Consider the following 19,574-nt stretch of genomic DNA (forward strand, 5'->3'; position numbering starts at 1 on the left):
GGGGGTCCGGCGCGCGGCGGGCCGGTCGGCCCGACGCGCAACCGACGGGTTTATGCAGCCACTACAACACTCTGCGTAGCAGTTCGTGCCAAGACACTTCCGAAGTCACTTCAAATCCCGCCGACACGCCGTCACTGTGCGTGTCGAGACCGCGATCGCGGCGACCCGTGTTGTGATGGCCGAATCCCCCGGGCGCGAACCGAAGGAGCACCCCTATGTCCAGAATCCGTACCGCAACGGTCGCCACGGCGGTGGCCTCGGCGCTGCTGGCCGTCGGCACCGCAGGCGCGACCAGCGCGGCAGCCGGCACCACCCGCGGCGCCGTCCAGCCGCAGACCGTGACGGGCGACCTCATCCCGAACGGGGCCGACGGCACCCCGCACACCCTGATGTGCCCGCCCGAGGAGAGCGTCCTCAGCGGCGGCTACGCCCTGACCCCGCAGCCCGGCCACACCCTCGCCCCACTGCCGGCCGACCTGTTGGAGAGCCGGCCCAACGCGGACGCCAGCGGCTGGATCGTCACCGTCCGCAAGTTCCAGCAGACCGAGGACCACAACCGGTACGAGCCCGCGAACCTCACCCTCTACGTCGCCTGCACCCAGGGCGAGAACACCCCCGGCGGCTGACCGGACCCCACCCGGACCGCGAACCGGACCGGTGCTCGCTCAGCCGGTGAGCGCGCTGAGCGCGTCGCCGACGTACTTGGCCCCAAGCACCAGGAGCAGCACGGTCATGATGGCGCCGTTGTGGGCGGCCATCCAGGTCTTCCAGGACTGCAGAGTGCCGGCCGCGCGCTCGCCGCCCAGCAGGTAGACGCCCAGCGGCAGCAGCGTGCACAGCGAGCCGATCAGTACGAGCAGAACCGTGGCCACCGTCTTGCCGCCGGCTCCGGCGGTGCTGGAGGCGATGGACAGGGCGCCGCCGACGGCCAGCACGAGGTTCTTCGGGTTCAGCCCGGCCAGGACGACGGCCAGTCCTGCGGCCTTGCCCGGGCTGAAGGAGTCGATGGTCCGCATCCACCCCGGCAGCTCGGCCGCCTGCCCCTCCTTCGGCCGCCCGGTCCACTGCTTGACCCCCAGCAGCACGAACAGCGCCCCGAGCGCGAGCTTGACCCAGGAGGTCCAGGTCGCGGGACCACCGGTGGTGTGGGCGCCCCCGCCGTCACCGGCGAGCACCACGACGGTGCTGACCACGCCCAGCGTGAGTACCCACGCGAGGGTGAACGCGACGCCGTTGGCGCGTCCGCGCGCGGTGGCGAGCATCAGCACGATCGCGATGACCGGAATCGGACTGATGGCGATACCGACCGCCGAAGCCAGCATCTGGCCGATGGCGTTGCCCATGGCGCTCTCCGTTCGAACCGCGTCCAGCGACGCCGAGCAGCGCCGTCCTCAACTCCCCGTCAGCGCCGGCTGCTTCGAGCGAGCTCTACGAGCGACCAGGTCTCGGCCCTGATCCGCCGCCTCGGCAGCGCCCCGGGCAGCGAGGCGAGCAGCCCGGCCAGCACGAACAGCCCCAGCCGGGCCGCCTCGACCCCGGCCCCCGACCAGCCGAGGGTCGCGTCCCGGTGCACCACGAAGCCGTTGAGGAAGCACCAGGCCGTCCCCGCGATCAGCGGCGCCGCCACCGGACGCGAGATCCGGCCGAGCGCGGCGCAGAACAGGGCAAAGACCCCGAGGGCGAACCCGTTCGGGTGCAACGCCCCGACCGCGGCGAGCGCGAGCGTGAGCGCGGCGCTGCCGGCGAACGCCAGCACGCCGGAGATGTCGACGGCCAGCCGAACCGTCACGGGCCGGTACGAACGCCGGCCGGGGCGCGCGGTGTAGAACCTCATCGCCGGTTCGCTCCTTCTGACGTTCGGTTCGCCGCGGCGCGGCAGAGCCCTTCAGCAAACCCCGTGCCGCCCGGCTCGGTCCGGCTCCTTACGCCGTCCTTACGGGCCGGACGGGAATCCTGACGCGTCGTTGACGGCAGGGCCGGCCGCACGAGGGCCCACGCGTCCCGGCCCTGCCGCCGTGGTGGCAGGGCCGGGACCCGCGATACCCGTCAGTCCGTCAGTCCGTCCGTCGCGCCCGAAGGCGGACCAGGGTGCCGAGCAGCAGCAGGCCGAAGGCGCCCAGGGCCCAGGGGGCGAGGTCGCTGCCGGTGTCCGGCAGGGGGCGGCCGGAGTCGGGGTAGTGGTTGGTGGCGGTGATCACGCCCGGGGTGGTGCCGTCGAGCAGCAGGGCGTGGGCCTCGTCGCCGTGGTCGATGACGGTGGAATCGGCCCCGGCCGGGTCGGGCTCGGTGAGCCAGCAGTGCGCTCCGCCGGGCAGCGGTGCGGGCAGGTCGTCCACCAGGCGGAGTTGGCCGGGGCGCAACAGGTAGCGGCGGCGGTCCACCAGGACGATCGGGGCGGCGCCGGGGGCGGTGGTCAGGCGGCAGCTGAGCTCGACGGCGACGTCCTTCGCGGCGACGGCGTCGGCGCCCGGGCCAGTGGTCCGCTTGAGCAGGCTCAGGGTGGCCGGACGGTACTCGTTGCTCGCGGTGATGGTGATATCCGGTGCGGCCACGCCGACTTCGGCCGCGTGGAGCTCGTCCGGGTGGTCCACGACCGTGCCGCCGGCACCGCTGGGCAGTTCGGTGGCCCAGCAGCGGGTGCCGACCAGCAGCAGTTCGGGCAGGCTGACGGGGGCGCCGGGCCGGACGGTGACCGTCCGGTCGAGGACGTCGTGGCCGTCGCGGCGGCAGATCACGTGCAGCCCGAAGGCGGCGTCCTTGAGGTAGCCGGCCTCGGCGAGCGGGCCGGTCAGGATCTTGGCCAGGGTCAGGCGGCCCGCCGAGAAGGTGTTGCTGAGTTCGGCGGTGGCCAGGTCGGTGGTGCCTTCCTTGATGACGATCCCGTGGACGGGCTTGGCCGGGGCGTCGGCGCCACCGCTGTCCGTCTCGGTGACCGTGCAGAGCGCCCCGACCGGCAGGCCGTCCAGCCGGCCCGTCAGGTGGTCCGGCGCGGTGAGTTCGACGTCGCGGGTGAGGACGGCGCTGCGGCCGTTGAAGTCGCAGCTGACCCGGAACCGGAACGGTCCGCCGGCCTGCGGGGCGCCCGCGCCCGTGAGCTTCTTGGTCACGCTCAGCGCGCCGACCGGGAAGTCATTGGTGATGATCACGGTGGCGGGCCCGCCCGCCGGGCCCGGCTCCTCGATCTCCCCCGGCCGGGGCGGCAGTTGGACGCGGGAGGAGTGGGTCAGATCGTACTCGACGTGGCTCGCGCCGCCGTTGTCGGTTTCGAGCACGTCGCAGGAGCTGCCCTGCGGCAGGTCGGTGACGGACTGCGAGCCGTCGCCCCGGAACACCAGCTCCTGGGGGAACCCGGGCAGGCGCTTGCCGTTGAACGCGCAGTCCACGGTGACCTTGAACGGGCCCTCGCCCACCAGCGCCGCGCCCTGGCCGGTGACCCGCTTGGCGATGACGAGGTCACGGCGCGGGTAGTGGTTACTGATCTCGGCCTGCTGGCGGGTCGTCGCGTCGGCCGCCGGGGTGACGGTGACCACCACCGCGTTGGCCTCGCCCTGGTGGTCGCTCTGCGCTCCGGCGCTGTCGGTCTCCCAGAAGCGGCAGACCGCTCCGGCGGGGACGCCGGACAGGTCGAACGGCTTGCCCGGGTCGAACCGGACCTGACCGCCCCTCACCTCGACCGCGTCGCCGGAGGCGGTGGTCAGCAGGCAGGAGTAGGCGAGGGTGAACGGGCCGACGGCGACTCCGGCCGGCGGGTCCACCACGTTCTTGAGGATCCGGACGTTGCCGAAGACCAGGCCGATGCCGGCCTTGGGCGGCTCGGTGACCGGCAGGTCGGTGGTGCTGCCGCCGACCGTGACGGTCTCGGTGTGGGCGAAGGAGTTCCACGCGACCGACGGGTAGCCCGGGGTGGACAGGTCGGCCGGGGCCTGGAACGGGAGGGCGAAGACGGCGGCCGTGCCGGGCGCCATCCCGGCGGGGAAGTCCACGGCGGCCTGGAAGGCGGTGGCGCGTGCGGTGTCGGCGTTCCAGGAGGCGGCGGCGCAGCTGCGCCTGGGTGTGGCGACCTGGCTGCCGCAGGGGTTGCGGGTGGTGGTGTAGGTGATCGCGGCGTTGCCGGTGCCGGTGTAGCCGACCGGCCCGGTGAGGGTGGGGATGCTGTCCCACTGGGTGCCGCGCTGCTCGTCGCCGAGCAGCACTCCGGTGTCGCCGGGGGCCGGGAAGACGTCGAGCAGGTGCAGGGACTTGGCCGGTTCGGTCCCGGTGTTCTCCACCCGGATCACGAAGCCGAACCTCTGGCCCGGCCGGGTCAGCGCGACGCACGGGTAGCGGGTGTAGACGACCCCGGCCACGGTCAGCTCGGGGCAGCGCGGGTCGCCGGCCGGGACCGCCGCGCCGGTGTTGGCGTCCTGGTAGCCGAGGGCGCGGTCGCCGGTCACCCACTTGGCGGCGTCGAAGGAGACGCCGGAGCGCGAGACGACGTCGGCGTCGGAGGTGCAGAAGGTGCCGGGTCCGTAGCGCGGATCATCGGTGACCTGGCCGAGGCGCGGGGACTGCGGGTCGCAGTTGAGCTGGGGAGCGGTCGCCGAACCGGCGCCGAAGACGTTGGTGATGGCCGTGCCGGCCGCCACGCCTCCGGCCAGCTTGACCTGGTAGCCGACCACCACCTCCTCGCTCGGGTAGAAGGTCCAGCCGGGGAAGCGCCAGACCAGCTTGGTGATCCGCCCGCCGGCGTCGCGCACCGGCTCGAAGAGCACCCGGGCCGGTTCCTTGGCGCCGGGCGGCAGGGTGTAGCGCAGCGTGTAGGGCAGGCCCTGGTCACCCTGGAACGCGTCGTCGAAGCGCAGTCCGCCGGGGACGTCATCGACGATCACCAGGTCGGGCACGGGGGCGGTGCCGGTGTTCCGCACGTGCAGGTTGAACGGCGCTGCGGCGCCGGGGCTGAGCACGGTGTGCTCGGGCTCCTTCTCCACCCGCAGCCGGTTGCTGCCCTCGCGCACGGTCAGCGTGGCGGTGCTGTCGGGGATCGGGAACGTACCGCCGTCGGGCTGGAGCCGGCTCTCCCCGGCGCCGGAGGCGGTGTCGGGCAGGGCGTCGGGGATCGGCTTGGCCGCGTCCGAGCGCAGGCCGGTCCGGGGTTGGACGACCAGGCAGACGCTGCTGTTCGGGCAGTTGCCGCCACCGGGGGCGGCGGTGGCGGGCAGGATCGGGTAGCCGCCGGCCGAGGAGCTGAAGGTGACCCGGAGGCCCTGGATGTCGGCCGGTGCCACCCCGGCGGGGAAGCCGGGAGTGGTGCTGTCGGTGGGCGTGCCCGTCACGAAGACGGGCGGACTGGCGGTGCAGCCCGTGGTGCACACGTCCACCCGCACCCGGTCGGCGCCGGCCGGGAAGGTGACCCCGGCCAGCCTGGTAACCGTGACGGCGTCGAAGAACGCCGGGTCGGTGTCGGTGACGATCAGTCGCCGGAGGCCGATGTTGCCGCTGTTGAGGGTGGTCAGGCGGACCGCGACGTCCTGCGGGACGATGCCGGTGACCGGGCGCAGCACGGTGCCCGGGTCGAGGGTCTTCTGCAGCGAGGCGGCGGCCTTGGCGGGCTTGACGTCGACCTCCTCGGAGCAGCTCGGGCTTCCGGAGGCGGCGCCGCCGATGCTGATGCCGACGCAGTTGCGCAGCTTGCCGGAGGTGACACCGGGCCGCAGCCGGACGGTGACGGTCGCCCGCATGAAGCCGCCGACCGGCACGCCGTCCGGGGCCTTCAGCCGGACGCCCTTGGCGCGGGCGAGCAGCGCGGTGTCCGGCGGCACGTAGTCGACCCAGCTGGAGAGGGCCGGGTCGTAGAGCTGGACGGCGAGCTTGAGCGTGCGCGGGTTGGCGTCGGTGCTGACCGCGACGATCTCCAGCTGGTCGAACGGGTTGCCGGCGGCGGCCGGGTCCGGCGGGTCGGTCAGCTGGAGGTTGGGCAGGGTGACGTTGCCCTGGTTGGTGTAGCCGAGGCTGTAGGTGAGGTCCTGGTCCGGCGGGATCTCGGTCCAGGACGAGCTCTTGAAGCCGTAGCCGTTCGGATCGGGGTCCTCGACCTTGAGCGAGGCGCAGGCCGTGACGGCGGCCGAGCCGGAGCCGTTGGCGGGGTTGGTGGCGGCGGCGTCGGCGCAGTCGCTGACGCCGTCCTTGCTGTCCTGGGCGGTGACCTTGTCGTTGAGCGTGCCGTGCACGGCCAGCCCGGCGCTCGCGCCGGGGCTGATGGTTCCGGCGCCGTTGCGCTCGCCCGAGTAGGTGACGGAGATCCGCCGGGGCGGGCTGCCCGCCGGGCAGCCCGTGGAGGCGAGGGTGTGGCTCTTGGGCGGGTTGGCCAACGTGACGGCGGGGGCGGTGCTGCCGTCGCGGCAGGTGACGGTGAGGACGGCGCTGGTCGCCCCGTCCGGGAAGTCCAGCTTGAGCTTGTCGGCGTCGACCTTGTCGAACTCGCTGACGGCGGAGCCCGAGGGCTCGGTGATGGTCAGCGTGGCGACCGCGAACGGCGCGCTGTTGCCGGCGGTGAGCTGGGCGGTGGCGCCGGAGTGCTCGCCGCGCACCGCTGTGCCGTTCTGGGTGAAGTCGCCCCGGTTGTCGGGGAAGAAGCGCTTCTCCAGGTCGACCGTGGCGATGTTGGGCAGGATGTCGTGGGTGGCGCAGCCCGGCACGCCGATGATGGTGAACCTGCTCGCGGCGTCCTTGACGCTCGGCTCGGCGCAGTTGGTCACGGTGGTCCGGCCGGCCGGGTCGATCTTGGCGCCGCCGGTGCGCCGGGTGTCGCGGAGCTTGACCTGCATCGGCACCTTGGCGCCGCCCGCGTCGTAGGGCAGCGCGCGGCCGGTGGAGTCGGTGAACTCGAAGCGCACGCCGGTCACCTGAGCGGCACTCACCCCGGCGGGCAGCGACAGTGCCGGGCCGGGGACGGCGGGCGAGCGCACCCACTCGGAGTCACCGCACGCGCTGCCCGGGGGCTTGGTGCACACCAGCACGGTGACCCGGTCGGCGCCCTTGGGCATGGCCGTCACGGGCCCGAGCGAGACCAGATCGAAGTTCTCGTAGAGCTCCGGGCTCGCGTCCTCGATCCGCAGCAGGCTGACCCCGTCCGTACTGGACGAGGTGTTGGCCGCGCCCAGCTCGATGGTGGACACCCCGCCGCTCTGGGCCACGTCGGCGCCGGGCTGCCAGCTCTTGGTGGCCTTGGCGTCCAGGTTCTTGGGGATGGTGACGGTCTGGGTGGTCGTGCCGATCACCTTGGCGGCGTTGTCGGCTCCGGCGGTCGCGGTGTTGGTGACCGACTGGCCGTCCTTGAGCGGCCCCGTGGCGGGGACCCGCATCCCGATGGAGACGTCCGCCGTGGTGCCCGCCGGCAGGCCGACCGAACCGGCCGGGTTGGGCGGCGAGGCCAGCGCGTTGACGAAGTCGATCCGCAGCTTGCGGGTGGCCGGGTCGTAGTTCACCCGCATGGTCGGCGTGGACTGCGGCAGCGTGGTGGCGTCGAACTCGGCGGGGAGCGTGTCCTCGATGTAGGCGTTCACGCACGAGTTGCTCAACGACGAGCAGGAGAGCGTGAGTTTGTACGAGAACGCGGAGCCAGGAACCAGCGGATCGGGGGCGCCCTCCACCGACTTGTCCAACGTCATCAGTGGCCCGGAGTACGCGGTCGCCGCGCCGGACCGAAAGGGCGGGGCTCCCAGCATCAGCACCAGCAGGGCCAGTGTCGCCACCAGCACCCGTCTGCCCGCACTCGTCGTCAGCATCGCTACCACCACTCCAGGTCGACAAGCCACACAAATGCTCGTCACACTAGATGTACGCAGAGTGATTCCCCCTGGTCGGCGCGACCGGGAAGTCGACTGCCGCCCTGATGGCCCAACCGGTCCCACAGTCGACCTCCCCCGACGATCGGGTCGTCGGCGGACGAGAGAGATGAGCTGGCCTCATATCAGTGATTCGCGCGTGGAACACCGGATGCGGCACAGTGGGCCTATGAGTGAGCAGACCGAGGTCCTGCGCCGGCAACCCGTACAGCAGCGCAGCCAGGAGCGGCTGGAACGCATCCTGGACGCCTGTGCCGAACTCCTGGACGAGATCGGCGCCGCAGCGCTCACCACCAAGGAGATCGCCGCCCGCGCGCAGGTGCCGATCGGCACGCTGTACCAGTTCTTCTCCGGCAAGCAGAGCCTGCTGGCGGCACTCGCCCGCCGCAACCTGCAACGCTACCTGGACCGGCTGACCCGCCGCCTGGACGCCGAGTGCCCGCAGGACATCGGCGGCTTCGTCGACCTCGCCGTCGAGGAGTTCGTGGCCATGAAGCGTGCCGTGGCCGGTTTCGGGGCCCTGGACTTCGGGCTCACCGGGCCGACACCGCCGGCCGTCGGCGACGCCGAACACCTGCTGGACCTCACGCTCGACAACAACAGCACGGTCGCCCACCAGCTGCACCGGCTCACCTCCGAGCATCTGAGCGCCGGCGGACGCGGGCCCTCCCCGCTGGCCCTGCGGGTGGCGCTCGAATGCGCCGACGCGGTGCTCAAACTCGCCTTCGAGCACGACCGGGACGGCGATCCGGCGCTGATCGCGGAGTGCAAGATCCTGCTCCGGCGGTACCTGGCCGCGTGAGGCCGATCAGCCCTCCCCGGGCGGCCCGGATCTGGAACATGAGTTCGCCGCACGTACGGGAAGTCGAACTTTTCACCCCCTGAAGAGTCAACTTAGTTGCAGGAGAATGCAATTCGGCCTGCCCGGACGGCGGCGGCTGGCTAGCTTCCTCGCATGCGACGCACCACCGCCGGCTCCACCGGCCCCGAGCATCACCAGCCGGATCCCGACCCCGGGCACCACCACGATCACGACCATGACCACGACCATGACCACGACCACTGCCACCCCACGCCACCGCCGGTGCCGCCGACTCCCCCACCACCGCCCACACCTCCGCCACCACCGCCGCCGCCCACTCCCCCGCCCGTGCCGCATCCGCCGAGTCCACCCGCGCCACCGCCGCCCCCACACCTCCACCGCCACCCCCCACCCACCCGGCTCCCCCGCCACCACCGCCCGCGCCGACCCCGCACCACCCGCCGGCGCCCGCCAAGCCCACCCCGCACCTGGCCGCACCCGCCCGCCCCACCCCGAGGCCGACGCCCAGCACAGCGGCGCCGCTGCCTCCCCCGCCCGCGCCCAGCCAGCTGCACGCCACCACCGCCGTGCCGACCCGGCCGCCGGACGAGAGCCTGACCGTCCCCGCCGTCGGCGCGGCCGACAGCGCGTTCATGCTCGTCGCGATCACCGTCCCCGCCGTCCTGGCCGGCGCGGTCACCTTCATCAACCACACTGCAGGGAGACGTCGTTGAGCCTGGGAATCATTGTCGCCGTGATCATCGGCGGCGGAGTCGCCGTGGCCATCCTGGCCGCCTTCGGCCGCACCAGCCGCTCGCGCGAGGGCACCTTCTCAGGAGGCGCCCTGGGCTTTCTGGGCTCCGCCTCGCTCTCGTCCTTCATGCTGGTCACCGCGTTCCTGATCGCGGGCTCCTGGTCGAACCTCAACACGGCCCGGGGGCACACCTGGGACGAGGCCCGCTCGCTCAACGCGGCCTACACCGACGCCGACCCGACCACCCGCCCACTGCTGCGCGCCTACGTGACCGACGTCATCGGCCCGGACTTCAAGGCGATGAGCCACGGCACGGCCGACGCCGGCACCTGGGCCGGCCTGGACGCCGTCCGCAGCCATGTCGAAGCCCTGCCCGCCTCCGAGCAACGCACCACCATGCTGGCGGACTTGGACGACATCTACACCAAGCGGCAGATCCGGCTGGCCGACGCCACCGCCTCACTGCCCGCGCCGCTCTACCCGGCACTGATCGCCACCGGGCTGCTGGTCCTGCTCTACGCCCCGATCGCCGGCCTGACGTTCCAGCGTCGCGAGGCCGTGGCACTCGGTCTGGTCGGCGCGGTGGTCGGGTTCGGCGTGTACCTGGTACTGCACATGACCCACCCCTACTCCGGTCCCGTGCACGTGACACCCGTCGCGTACCAGCAGAGCCTGGACCGCTTCAGCCAGCTCTCCCAACCGAACTGACGAAGCGTCACCCACCTCGAGGGGGCGGTCGGTCCATCGACAGCGGACCCCCGCCCCCGCGACCGGGTGGTCAGCCGGTGATCCGCATCCGGCGCACCCGGTCGCCGTCCACCTGGAAGGCGAAGTCGGACGGACCGTTGAACCCGTTGCCGCCGACCTCCGTGCTCACCACCACCTCGGCGCCGTTCTGCGCGACCCCGGTGACCTTGAGCGTCACCGCGGATCCGAGGAACTCCCGGTCGCTCCACCCCTGGATCGCCGCCCGGCCGCGGAACTCCCGCCCCCAGTCGTCGACCACGCCGTCGTCGGTGAAGAAGTCCAGGAACGCGTCGAGTTCACCCGCGTTGACCGCCGCCAGCAGGCGGTCGAGCGGGTGCGGCACGGTGGGCGAGGTCATGGCGGGGTCTCCTCGGGCGCTGGGATCGCTGCGCAGCCTTCCGCACCCGCGACGACGGCACACCGCGCCACGCCGCGCCGGCCGGGCCCGTTCGCCCGCCCGGCGCACGCCCACCCGCACCCGGGCCAGCCCCCCAGACGGCCTCAGACCCGGTCCAGCGCCGCCGAGCGCCGCTCGAAGACCTCGGGCCGCGCGGTGCGCAGCGCCGTGGCCAACGCCCCGATCAGCACCGCCTCCTCGCCCAGCAGGCTCGGCGCCAACCGGGGCCGCAGCGGGGTGAGCCGGTGCAGTTCCTGCTCCACCCGGCCGAGCAGCAGGTCGGCGCTGTGCCCCACCCCGCCACCGAGCACCACCAGGTCGGGGTCCAGGACGGAGGACACCACGGCCACCGCGTAGGCGAGTTGCGCGGCCTCGCGGTCGATCGCGGCGAGCGCCGCCGGGTCGCCCGCCCGGGCCGCGTCGAAGACCTGCTTGGCCGTACCCGCCCCGCGCAGTCCCAGCTCCCGGGCCGTCCTGACCACCGACTCGGCAGCGGCGGCCGACTCCAACGTCCCACGCCGCTGGGCGCGTTCACCCTCCTCGCAGGCAACCGGGCCGCCGGGCCGCGGCAGAAAGCCGATCTCGCCGGCCGCGCCGTGCGCGCCCTTCTGCAGCCTGCCGCCGGAGACCACGCCCATGCCCAGGCCGGTGCCGATCAGCAGGTAGACGAAGAGCCGGCTGCCGACCCCGGCGCCCCGGGCGTACTCGCCGAGCGCGGCGAGGTTGGCGTCGTTATGGACGCTGATCTCGGTGTCGAGCCCGGCCCGGATCCGGTCGAAGAGCCCGCGCCGGCCCCAGCCGGGCAGGTTGGCGGCATAGCGGACGCGCTGCTCGGACTCGTCCCAGACGCCGGGCGTACCGATGGCCGCGTGGGCCACCGCACCGGGGACGAGCCCGGCCTCCTCGATCGCGGCCCGGGCCGCCGCGACGACGGCGTCGGCGACCGCGTCGGCGGTACGGCCCCGGTTGGGCACGTCGCGGCGCGCGACGATCTCCCCGGCCAGGTCGGCGACCGCGATCCGCAGCCAGCCCCGGCCGATGTCGACGCCCAGCACGTGTCCGGCGGTCGGGTCCGGCTCGTAGAGCACCGCGACCCGTCCGCGCTCGGGGGCCAGCGTCCCGGCCTCGCGGGCCAGTCCGGCCTGCTCCAGGTTGGCCAGCGCGGCGGACACCGTGGGCTTGGACAGGCCGGTGTCGCGGGCGAGTTGGGCACGCGAGGCGGGCCCGGCGGTGCGCAGCCGTTCCAACAGCAGCCATTCGTTGTTGCTACGCAGCCGCTGCCGGTTCCACGGCTGCTCAGCGGCCGGGTGGGAGCTCATCGTCGCCTCCGCGCCTTCATGGGGTCCGAGTGGATCATCTCTCTGCCTGCCGCCACTGTATGCGCTGCGGCCTCTTGTTACCGGAACGGTCTTGACGTGGAAAGTAAGGATACTTAACTTAATCACACCTCGGCAGATCCCTTCCTGCCTCTCCTCCCGCCACCCCACGCCCGGAGGTTCCCGGTGTCCACAGGATTCACCCGAAGAATCGGCCTCTTCCAGGCCACCGCCATCAACATGAGCCAGATGTGCGGCATCGGACCGTTCGTCACCATTCCCCTGATGGTGGCGGCCTTCGGCGGTCCGCAGGCCGTGATCGGCTGGATCGCCGGCGCGGTGCTCGCCCTCGTCGACGGCCTGGTCTGGGCCGAACTCGGCGCCTCGCTCCCCGGCTCCGGCGGCAGCTACGTCTACCTGCGCGAGGCATTCCAGTACCGCAGCGGACGGCTGATGCCGTTCCTGTTCGTCTGGACCGCGATGCTCTTCATCCCGCTGATCATGTCCACCGGCGTGGTCGGCTTCGTCCAGTACCTGGGCTATCTGTGGCCGGGCATGAGCAAGGACCAGGGCGACCTGGTCGGGCTGGCGTTCGTCGCGCTGGTCACCCTGCTGCTCTGGCGCAAGGTGGAGAGCATCGCGCGGATCACCACGGTGATGTGGAGCGTGATGATCACCTCGGTCGCCGCCGTGATCCTCGCCTCGTACACCCACTTCAGCCCGTCCCGGGCCTTCACCTGGCCCGCGCACGCGATCCAGCTGACCCACGGACAGTTCTGGATCGGCTTCGCGGCCGGGCTGACCATCGGAATCTACGACTACCTCGGCTACAACACCGCCTCCTACATGGGCGCCGAGGTGAAGGACCCCGGCCGGGTGATGCCACGGGCCGTGATCTTCTCGATCATCGGCATCATGGGCATCTACCTGCTGCTGCAGATCGGCGTGCTGGGCGTCATCAACTGGCAGGACATGCTCGACCCCAACTCGATCGCCTCGCAGTCGGTCGCCTCGGCAGTCCTGCAGAAGACCTGGGGGAAGAACGCGGCCGACGTGGTCACCGTGCTGATCCTGATCACCGCGTTCGCGTCCGTCTTCACCGGCCTGCTGGGCGGCTCGCGCGTGCCGTACGACGCCGCGCGCGACGGCGTCTTCTTCCGCTCGTACGGCAGGCTGCACGAGAAGCACCGGTTCCCGGTGCTCGGGCTGGTCACCATGAGCGTGGTCACCGCCGCCGGCTTCTACCTGAGCCGGCACGTGGGCGCCAGCGCCACCCACCCGCCGCTGACCATCCTGATCGACCTGCTCACCACCGTCATGGTGATCGTCCAGGCGCTCGCGCAGATCCTCGCCGTCACCGTGCTGCGGCGCCGGCAGCCGGCGCTGAGCCGGCCGTACCGGATGTGGCCGTATCCGGCGCCGAGCATCCTCGCGGCCGTCGGCTGGCTGGTCATCTACGGCTACGCGGACAAGAACTCGCCCGGCTTCCACCCCATCGAATGGTCGCTGGCCTGGGTCGCGATGGGCAGCCTGGCGTTCCTGCTCTGGGCGCGGGTGGAACGGATCTGGCCGTTCGGGCCCAAGGAGATCCGTGAGGAGTACCTGACGGCGACCCCGGCGAGCGAGCCGAGCACCGTCTGAGGCCCGCTCACCGCCCGGTGCCTGCGCACCGCCTGAAACCCGGGTGCCGCCTGACGCCCGAACACCACCGGGAGCCCGTGCAGCACGCCGGCCCGCCGGATGATCGACAATGTCCCCATGAGGTTGATCTCCGCGCTGGCCGGCGTCCTGGTGCTCGCGCTCACCATCGCCAGCATCCTGCGCACCCTGGTGGTGCCCCGAGGGCTCTACTCCACGCTGGTCTCCCGGCTCTGGCGGATCCTGCGGACCGTCCTGCGGCTCTGCGCCAACCCGTTCGGCACCTACCGGGCGCAGGACCGCGCCCAGGCCTGGCTGGCACCGCTGATGCTGCTCGGCATGCTGTTCTGCTGGCTCTGCGCGTTCCTGGCGGGCTTCACGCTGCTGCTGTACGCGAGCTCGGACCTGTCCTGGGGGGTCGCGCTGCGCGAGGCCGGCTCCAGCCTCTTCACCCTCGGCTACGCCAGCGGCGACCGGCTGCGGCTCTCCGGCCTGGACTTCCTCGCCGCGGCCAGCGGGCCGCTGGTGATCGCCCTGCAGATCGCCTACCTGCCGACCCTCTACGGCTCCTACAACCGCCGCGAGGTGGAGGTCACGCTGCTCCAGTCGAGGGCCGGTGAGCCCGCCTGGGGGCCCGAACTGCTGGCCCGCCAGTCGCTGGTGGACACCGAGACCGCGCTGCCGCAGCTCTACCGCGACTGGGAACGGCTGGCCGCCGAACTCGGCGAGAGCCACTCCAACTACCCCGTCCTGCTCTCCTTCCGCTCGCCGCAAGCGCACCGCAGCTGGATCGTCGGCCTGATCACGGTGATGGACGCTGCCGCTCTCCAGCTCGCGCTCAACCCCCGCACCGCACCGCCCGAAGCGCGGCTGGTGCTGCGCGCCGGCTTCACCGCGCTGCGCGACATCGCCCGGGTGCTGCGGTTCCCCTTCGATCCCGATCCGGAGCCGAACAGCCCGATCCGGATCAGCTACGCCGAGTTCGACGCAGCGGTGACCATGATCGTCGCCTCCGGCTTCGAGACCGAGCGGCCCACCGTGCTGGCCTGGCCGCACTTCCAGGGGTGGCGGGTCAACTACGAGTCCATCGCGTACGAGATCTGCCGCCGCGTGGACGCCGTCCCGACGCTCTGGACCGGTCCACGGGACTTCCCCGCCGTACCGATCCCGCCGCGCCGCCCCGCCGACCGCCGCCCGGTCTGACGACCGCCCGTTCCGAAGGCCGTCCTGAGGAATGGACGGCCGTCGGAACGTCACCGCAGGCCGGGCACCTCGCCGCACTCCACCCGGTCGAGCCGCACGCCGGGCAGCCCCTCGGCCCAGGCCGCGGTGACCGCCGCGAGCCGAGCGGCGTCCGGCGGCGTCCGGCCGAGCCCGATCGCGTAGCGCACGACATCCCGGCCACCGCCCTCCGACGGCTCGTGCTCGAACGGCCGGGGCCAGGCGTGCACGTCCGCGAGGCCGGCCCGCTCCAGGACGGTGAGCAGCGCGCGCAGCCGGCCCCGGACGCGCCCGAGCGTGCTGTCGAACTCCTCGCCCCGCACCGCCCGTACGGTCAGCACCGCCCAGGCCGCGTGCCGCCGGTGCAGCGCGGGCGGCGACAGCAGCTCGGACCGGCGGCCGTCCTCTCCGCCCTCCAGGGTTTCCCAGGCGTGGTAGAGCTCCTGGACCAGCAACTCCAGCCCGCCGAAACCCACTTGATCGGTACAGGAACGGACCGGACCGCTCGGGGTCGTGATCGTCACAGCGGCCTCGGAGGCCGGCGACGGCTCGGCCGCTAGAGCCACCGGCACCCGCCAGTCCCAGGCCGCCCAGCTGCCGAAGAACTGTCGCAGCAGCCCGTCCGCCCCGGTGCCCGGCTCCGCCTCGCGGACCGTACGGGCGGCCAGCACCGTCCAGGCCAGACCCGGCAGGCCGCCGAACGGCGCCGAGTCCAGCCCTCGCGCCCGCGCCCAGGCCTTCACCTGCCGGGCCAACCCGGTGAACGCACCGCGGTCGGCGCCGACCGCGGCGAGGATCGCATCCGCGTCGCTGACCGCGCTCAGCGCCGTCGCCGCCGCCTCGCCCAGCTCGGCCCGTCGCCGCACCGCCTCGGCGGGCGCGAGCCGCCCGGTGGCGACGACCGCCAGGTCCACGGCCAGGCCCTCGACCTGCCAGCGCAGGCCGGGCACCCGGGCGCCGATCACCGGACGGACCCGGACCGCCTCCGGCAGCGCCGCCCGTACTCGCGCGAGCAGTTCCGCCGGCTCGACCGTGCCGGGCAGCGCCGCGACCAGGTCCAGGTCCGCCCCCGGCAGCGCGCACCCGAGCCGGCGCGAACCGACGACGTGCACGACACCCTCGGCCAGCGCCTGCGACAGCCGCCGCATGACCTGCTGCGCAAGCTCATCCTGAGCGGCGGCAGCCGGGGCGGCGGCGACCGGCTCAGTGACAGGCTCGGGCAGCCACTGCAGCGTGCCCGTCCCCAGGGCGACGGTGGCCCGGGGCAGCATCGGCCCCTGGCCCCGGCGCGAGAGCAGGACCACCTCACCGACCAGTGCCGAACTCCCGCCCAGCCGCGCGGCCAGCGCGCCGGCGAGTCGGCGCGGATCGCGGGCGCGCCCCAGCGTCAGGTGCGGGGTGTAGCCGTCGCCGCGCCCCCGGCAGCGGGGGAAGGACTGCTCCAGCGCGCGGCGCAGCGCGGCCCAGGGAGCAGGGTCGGCCGCCGCCGGATCGAGCCAGAGGGTGGCATCGTCGCGGTGCGCGAAACTGCGCACTCCGTCGAGCCGGGCGGTGAACGGTGCGACGCGCGCGGCAGCGGCGCTCAGCAGCGGAGCGGCCTGCTCGAAGTCGGACTCAGGCACGAAGCCGAAGAGCAGGTTCACGTGCGGCGGCCAGCGGTCGAGCTGCGGATCGTGCTCGCGCCGGGCCTGCTGGATCGGCGGCCAGAGCTCGCCCGGCGGGATCCAGGCCAGTGCCGTCCTGGCGGTCGGCGCGACATCCAGCACAACAGCACTGCTGCTCAACGTCTCTGACGAGGCATCAGATCCGCCGCCCAACTCGACGCGCACCCCGTAGTGGTCGGAGGGGAACAGCCCGTCGGGGGTCGCCGGTGCGGCGCCCCACAGCTCCGCCGCGGTCGCCCGCAGCGCGGGCCCGCGCAGCAGTACCCGGTCCAGCCGGGAGGCGCGTCCGAAGAGCGAGGAGACGGCGGCCAGTGGATTGACGCCCGGATCGAAGGTGGGCGTGTGGTCGTCCGCGCCGCGCACCTCGCTCCAGGCGTCCCGCAGGCCGAGCCGGGCTGCCGGGCCGTCCGGACCGCCGGCGCCGTCGTTGAAGTCGCCCAGGAGCAGCAGGTCGCCGTCCACCCCCGCCAACCCCGGCGCGAGACGGGCGAGTTCGGCCTTCCGCGTGAGCGGCCCGTGCTCGGAATGGTCGCTGGTCAAGTGGGTGCCGGCCACCGTCAGCGGGCCGTCCGCCGTCTGCACGGTGACGGCCGCGACCGCCTTGTGCGGGCCGAGCCGGTGCTGCGCCGCCTCCCGCACGGGCAGCCTGCTGAGCAGGAGCAGCCCACTCTCATCGACGTCCCGCCCGGTCGGGTCGGTGCCCAGGGTGTACGCGGCCCGGACCCAGGGCGCCGCCAGCAGGAGGGCGAGCAGACCCGCATCGACCTCCTGGAGGGCGATGACGTCGGCGTCGGCGCGCTCCAACTCCGCCAGCAGCAGCGGCCGTCGTCGGGCGGTGTCGATCCGGTCGCTGTCGTAGCGGTCCCAGAGGGTGTTCCAGGTCAGCACCCGGACGGCCGCCCCGGACCGGCCGCCGGACGAAGCGGCCGGAACGGTCGCGGCGGTGGGCGGGACGGGAGCGGGGCACCAGCCACGCGCCGGGTCCCAGGCGTACGGCGTGCGGGCGGTGAAGAACGGCGCGCGCAGCCGGCGCGGGTCCTGGGCCCGGCCGAGCCCCGAGGAGTCGATCCGGTCCAGGCCGGCGGCCCGGTCCCAGACCACCTCGCCATCGGCCTCGACGAACAGCACCCGGTGCCACGGGATGTCGCCGCCGGGCACGAAGGCCGGCAGCGGCACCCGCTTGGGCACGGCCGCGCGGACGTTGACGCCCAGCACGAACCGGGCCGGGTCGAACCGCTGGTCCCAGCGGATCCGGTGGTAGATCTCCTCGCTGGTGCGCATCACAGCTCCAGTCTGTCGGGCGAGCCGTCCACGTGGTCCAGCGCGCCGACAGCGTCGAGGTCGTCGATGTCGTCCACGGCGTCCATGCCGTCCATGCCGTCCATGTCGTCGACGGTGCCGCCCGGGCCGACGTACCAGGTGCGGTGTGCCTGGCCGGGGTACGGCGGTGCGAAGCGGGCGAGTTGCGCGGCGAGTACGGCGGCCGGCACCGGGTGCGGGCGGACGGCGTTGCGCCGGGCCAGCTCCGCCTCATCGACCAGCACGACGGCGTGCGTGACCAAGGCGTCCCGGCGGGCCGCCACCGCGTGCACCAGCGAGCGCTGCTGACGGGTGAGCGAGGTGGCGTCCCAGACCACCGTCCGACGCCCGGTCAGGGCGGCGGCGAGCCGCTCCAGTCCCGCGCTCAGAACGGCCGCGTTGGCCCGCTGGTCCGAGCGGTCCCCGCGGGCCTCGCGCAGGTCGTCGAGCGACAGCACCTCGTCCACGCCGGGCAGCGCGCGGGCGAAGCCGCTCTTGCCGCTGCCGGAGGGGCCCACCATGACGACCAGGCGGGGGAACTCCCCGTTCCGCAGCCGCCAACCGCGGGCCATCACCTCCTGCGCGGTGCTCAACCGGCCGAGCGCCCGGCCCTCCAGCGCCTCGGCCCAGTACCGGTCGGCCACCGCGGCCTCCGGCGCGCACGTCTCGCTCGGGACGTGCGCGCCGGGCGAGACGTGCGCGCCGGGCGGGACGTGCGCGCCTGCCGCGCCGAGCTCGTGCCGCAGGGCGAGGCGCAGGGCGAGGCGCAGCGCGCGCAGTGGCGCCGGGCCGAGCAGGCCGGACGCCTCGGCGTGCAGCGCCGACCATTCGACCTGCTCGCGGGCCTCGGCGGCCGCCGGGTCCGTCCGTCCGGTCAGTACGGCCGCGGCGACCGCGTGCAGCACCCCCAGATCGGCCGCCGCCGCCATCCGGACCAGTCCGGCCCGGCGCTCATCGTCCGGGAACGGCCCATGCAGCGCGGAGTGCAGGCCGACCAGGTCCGCGACCCGGCGCGCCTGTGCCATGCCCAGCGGCGCCACCAGTCGGGGCATCAACCGGCCCCGACGCGCACCGTGCAACAGCGCCGCCAGCACGCCCGCGAGCCGGGCCGAACCCGGACGACCCAACAGCTCCAGCCGCGCGGAGACGTCGGCCACCGCCGCCTCGGCCCGCTCGACGGCGTCCGGACCGCTCCCCAGCTCGGCAGGCTCCAGGCTCAGCGCGGCCAGCAGCGCCGGCACGTCGACCGCCGCCCCCGACCGCACGTCCCACAGCGCGGCGCCGGGCCGCAGCCCGTTGGCGACGACGGCGGCGTGCATCCAGTGCGTGTCGGTGCGCACATGCGCCGGGCGGACCCACTTGGCCACCCGGTCGGCGAACTCCGCCCGGCCGAAGCCCTCGGCGGCGCGCACCACGAACCCCTCCTGGCGCTCGGTGTCCAGCCGCAGCTTCCGCAGCGCTCGCACCGCCCGTTCGTCCAGCACGCCGCGCCACAGCACGGGCGGCACCGGCACACCCAGGGCGCGGGTGAAGCGCACCGTCTCGTCCCAGTCCAGGCAGCGGTCCTCGGCGTCCCAGACCGAGAAGGCGTAGAACCAGCTCTCCAGGTCGTCATAGGCGATCGAGTGCCGGGCGTAGAGGTTCTCCCCGCAGATCCGCCAGCCGGCGGGGATCGACCGGGCGATCCGGCCCTGCAACGCCTTGACCCACGCGCGGGACGAGTGGTGCGCCGAGTCCAGCGAACGGGCGTGCAGGCCGTCGGGGTAGAGCGTGGTGTTCTCCCCGTCGAGCTTCTCGGTGACCACGACCTCCCGGCCGAGCAGCCCGGCCAGCCCGCCGGCCCGGACATCGTCCGGGGTGGCCCCCGGCGACCAGGGCAGGTGCGGGGTGCGAGGGTAGTGCGTCCGCATGGC

The 19,574-nt window shown here is 73.4% G+C and carries 13 protein-coding genes; 6 read left to right on the forward strand and 7 right to left on the reverse strand.

Going from position 1 to position 19,574, the window contains the following annotated elements; translation table 11 throughout:
• Window positions 1–215: 215 nt before the first annotated feature.
• A complete protein-coding gene (locus BS80_RS08140) occupies window positions 216–626 on the forward strand; it encodes a hypothetical protein (RefSeq protein ID WP_035795009.1) in 411 nt (136 codons plus the stop codon).
• Between the two features lie 39 nt (window positions 627–665).
• Here the strand turns inward: BS80_RS08140 and BS80_RS08145 are convergent, their stop codons facing one another.
• The 3 genes from BS80_RS08145 to BS80_RS43465 form a co-directional block, all read right to left on the reverse strand.
• Window positions 666–1,343 carry a GAP family protein gene (locus BS80_RS08145; protein ID WP_035795010.1) on the reverse strand — a complete coding sequence of 226 codons (678 nt, stop codon included), beginning with the start codon at window positions 1,341–1,343 and terminating at the stop codon, window positions 666–668.
• A 59-nt stretch (window positions 1,344–1,402) separates the two neighbouring features.
• Entirely contained in the window at window positions 1,403–1,834 is a 432-nt protein-coding gene (locus tag BS80_RS08150) for a hypothetical protein (protein WP_035795012.1), read from the reverse strand.
• Between the two features lie 220 nt (window positions 1,835–2,054).
• Window positions 2,055–7,763 carry a DUF5979 domain-containing protein gene (locus BS80_RS43465; RefSeq protein WP_035795014.1) on the reverse strand — a complete coding sequence of 1,903 codons (5,709 nt, stop codon included), beginning with the start codon at window positions 7,761–7,763 and terminating at the stop codon, window positions 2,055–2,057.
• Window positions 7,764–7,992: 229 nt separating this feature from the next.
• On the opposite strand from BS80_RS43465, the gene BS80_RS08160 reads away from it, so the two are divergent.
• The 3 genes from BS80_RS08160 (at window position 7,993) to BS80_RS08165 (ending at window position 10,087) form a co-directional block, all read left to right on the forward strand.
• Window positions 7,993–8,625, forward strand: a complete 633-nt coding sequence (locus tag BS80_RS08160; protein WP_035795015.1) for a TetR family transcriptional regulator — start codon at window positions 7,993–7,995, stop codon at window positions 8,623–8,625.
• A 587-nt stretch (window positions 8,626–9,212) separates the two neighbouring features.
• Window positions 9,213–9,359 carry a hypothetical protein gene (locus BS80_RS40465; protein ID WP_157536061.1) on the forward strand — a complete coding sequence of 49 codons (147 nt, stop codon included), beginning with the start codon at window positions 9,213–9,215 and terminating at the stop codon, window positions 9,357–9,359.
• Complete coding sequence (locus BS80_RS08165) at window positions 9,356–10,087, forward strand: bestrophin-like domain (protein ID WP_157536062.1); 732 nt, start codon at window positions 9,356–9,358, stop codon at window positions 10,085–10,087. Before BS80_RS40465 ends, BS80_RS08165 begins: the two co-directional genes overlap by 4 nt.
• A gap of 70 nt (window positions 10,088–10,157) precedes the next feature.
• Here the strand turns inward: BS80_RS08165 and BS80_RS08170 are convergent, their stop codons facing one another.
• On the reverse strand, window positions 10,158–10,484 hold the full coding sequence (locus BS80_RS08170) for a nuclear transport factor 2 family protein (protein WP_035795019.1): 327 nt from the start codon (window positions 10,482–10,484) through the stop codon (window positions 10,158–10,160).
• A 143-nt stretch (window positions 10,485–10,627) separates the two neighbouring features.
• On the reverse strand, window positions 10,628–11,842 hold the full coding sequence (locus tag BS80_RS08175; protein ID WP_035795021.1) for an ROK family transcriptional regulator: 1,215 nt from the start codon (window positions 11,840–11,842) through the stop codon (window positions 10,628–10,630).
• A 237-nt stretch (window positions 11,843–12,079) separates the two neighbouring features.
• Between BS80_RS08175 and BS80_RS08180 the strand changes: the two genes are divergently transcribed.
• A complete protein-coding gene (locus BS80_RS08180; protein ID WP_083974624.1) occupies window positions 12,080–13,480 on the forward strand; it encodes an APC family permease in 1,401 nt (466 codons plus the stop codon).
• Between the two features lie 117 nt (window positions 13,481–13,597).
• On the forward strand, window positions 13,598–14,680 hold the full coding sequence (locus BS80_RS08185) for a hypothetical protein (protein ID WP_035796943.1): 1,083 nt from the start codon (window positions 13,598–13,600) through the stop codon (window positions 14,678–14,680).
• 50 nt (window positions 14,681–14,730) lie between these two features.
• Here BS80_RS08185 and BS80_RS08190 read toward each other — a convergent pair whose 3' ends face one another.
• Together BS80_RS08190 and BS80_RS08195 are read right to left on the reverse strand one after the other, a co-directional pair.
• Window positions 14,731–17,643, reverse strand: coding sequence for a poly(A) polymerase (locus BS80_RS08190; protein ID WP_035795024.1), 2,913 nt, complete (start codon window positions 17,641–17,643; stop codon window positions 14,731–14,733).
• Entirely contained in the window at window positions 17,643–19,571 is a 1,929-nt protein-coding gene (locus BS80_RS08195) for an RNA ligase family protein (RefSeq protein ID WP_051966358.1), read from the reverse strand. Before BS80_RS08195 ends, BS80_RS08190 begins: the two co-directional genes overlap by 1 nt.
• Window positions 19,572–19,574: the final 3 nt, after the last annotated feature.

It is taken from the genome of Kitasatospora mediocidica KCTC 9733 (assembly GCF_000744225.1).
GTDB classification, from domain to species: domain Bacteria; phylum Actinomycetota; class Actinomycetes; order Streptomycetales; family Streptomycetaceae; genus Kitasatospora; species Kitasatospora mediocidica.

Bases quoted from the DNA above. Each gene is read 5' to 3' on its own strand.
- BS80_RS43465 (WP_035795014.1), bottom strand. From the start codon at position 7,763: ATGCTGACGACGAGTGCGGGCAGACGGGTGCTGGTGGCGACACTGGCC.
- BS80_RS08145 (WP_035795010.1), bottom strand. From the start codon at position 1,343: ATGGGCAACGCCATCGGCCAGATGCTGGCTTCGGCGGTCGGTATCGCC.
- BS80_RS08195 (WP_051966358.1), bottom strand. From the start codon at position 19,571: ATGCGGACGCACTACCCTCGCACCCCGCACCTGCCCTGGTCGCCGGGG.
- BS80_RS08190 (WP_035795024.1), bottom strand. From the start codon at position 17,643: ATGCGCACCAGCGAGGAGATCTACCACCGGATCCGCTGGGACCAGCGG.
- BS80_RS08185 (WP_035796943.1), top strand. From the start codon at position 13,598: ATGAGGTTGATCTCCGCGCTGGCCGGCGTCCTGGTGCTCGCGCTCACC.
- BS80_RS08170 (WP_035795019.1), bottom strand. From the start codon at position 10,484: ATGACCTCGCCCACCGTGCCGCACCCGCTCGACCGCCTGCTGGCGGCG.
- BS80_RS08140 (WP_035795009.1), top strand. From the start codon at position 216: ATGTCCAGAATCCGTACCGCAACGGTCGCCACGGCGGTGGCCTCGGCG.
- BS80_RS08175 (WP_035795021.1), bottom strand. From the start codon at position 11,842: ATGAGCTCCCACCCGGCCGCTGAGCAGCCGTGGAACCGGCAGCGGCTG.
- BS80_RS08180 (WP_083974624.1), top strand. From the start codon at position 12,080: ATGAGCCAGATGTGCGGCATCGGACCGTTCGTCACCATTCCCCTGATG.
- BS80_RS08160 (WP_035795015.1), top strand. From the start codon at position 7,993: ATGAGTGAGCAGACCGAGGTCCTGCGCCGGCAACCCGTACAGCAGCGC.
- BS80_RS08150 (WP_035795012.1), bottom strand. From the start codon at position 1,834: ATGAGGTTCTACACCGCGCGCCCCGGCCGGCGTTCGTACCGGCCCGTG.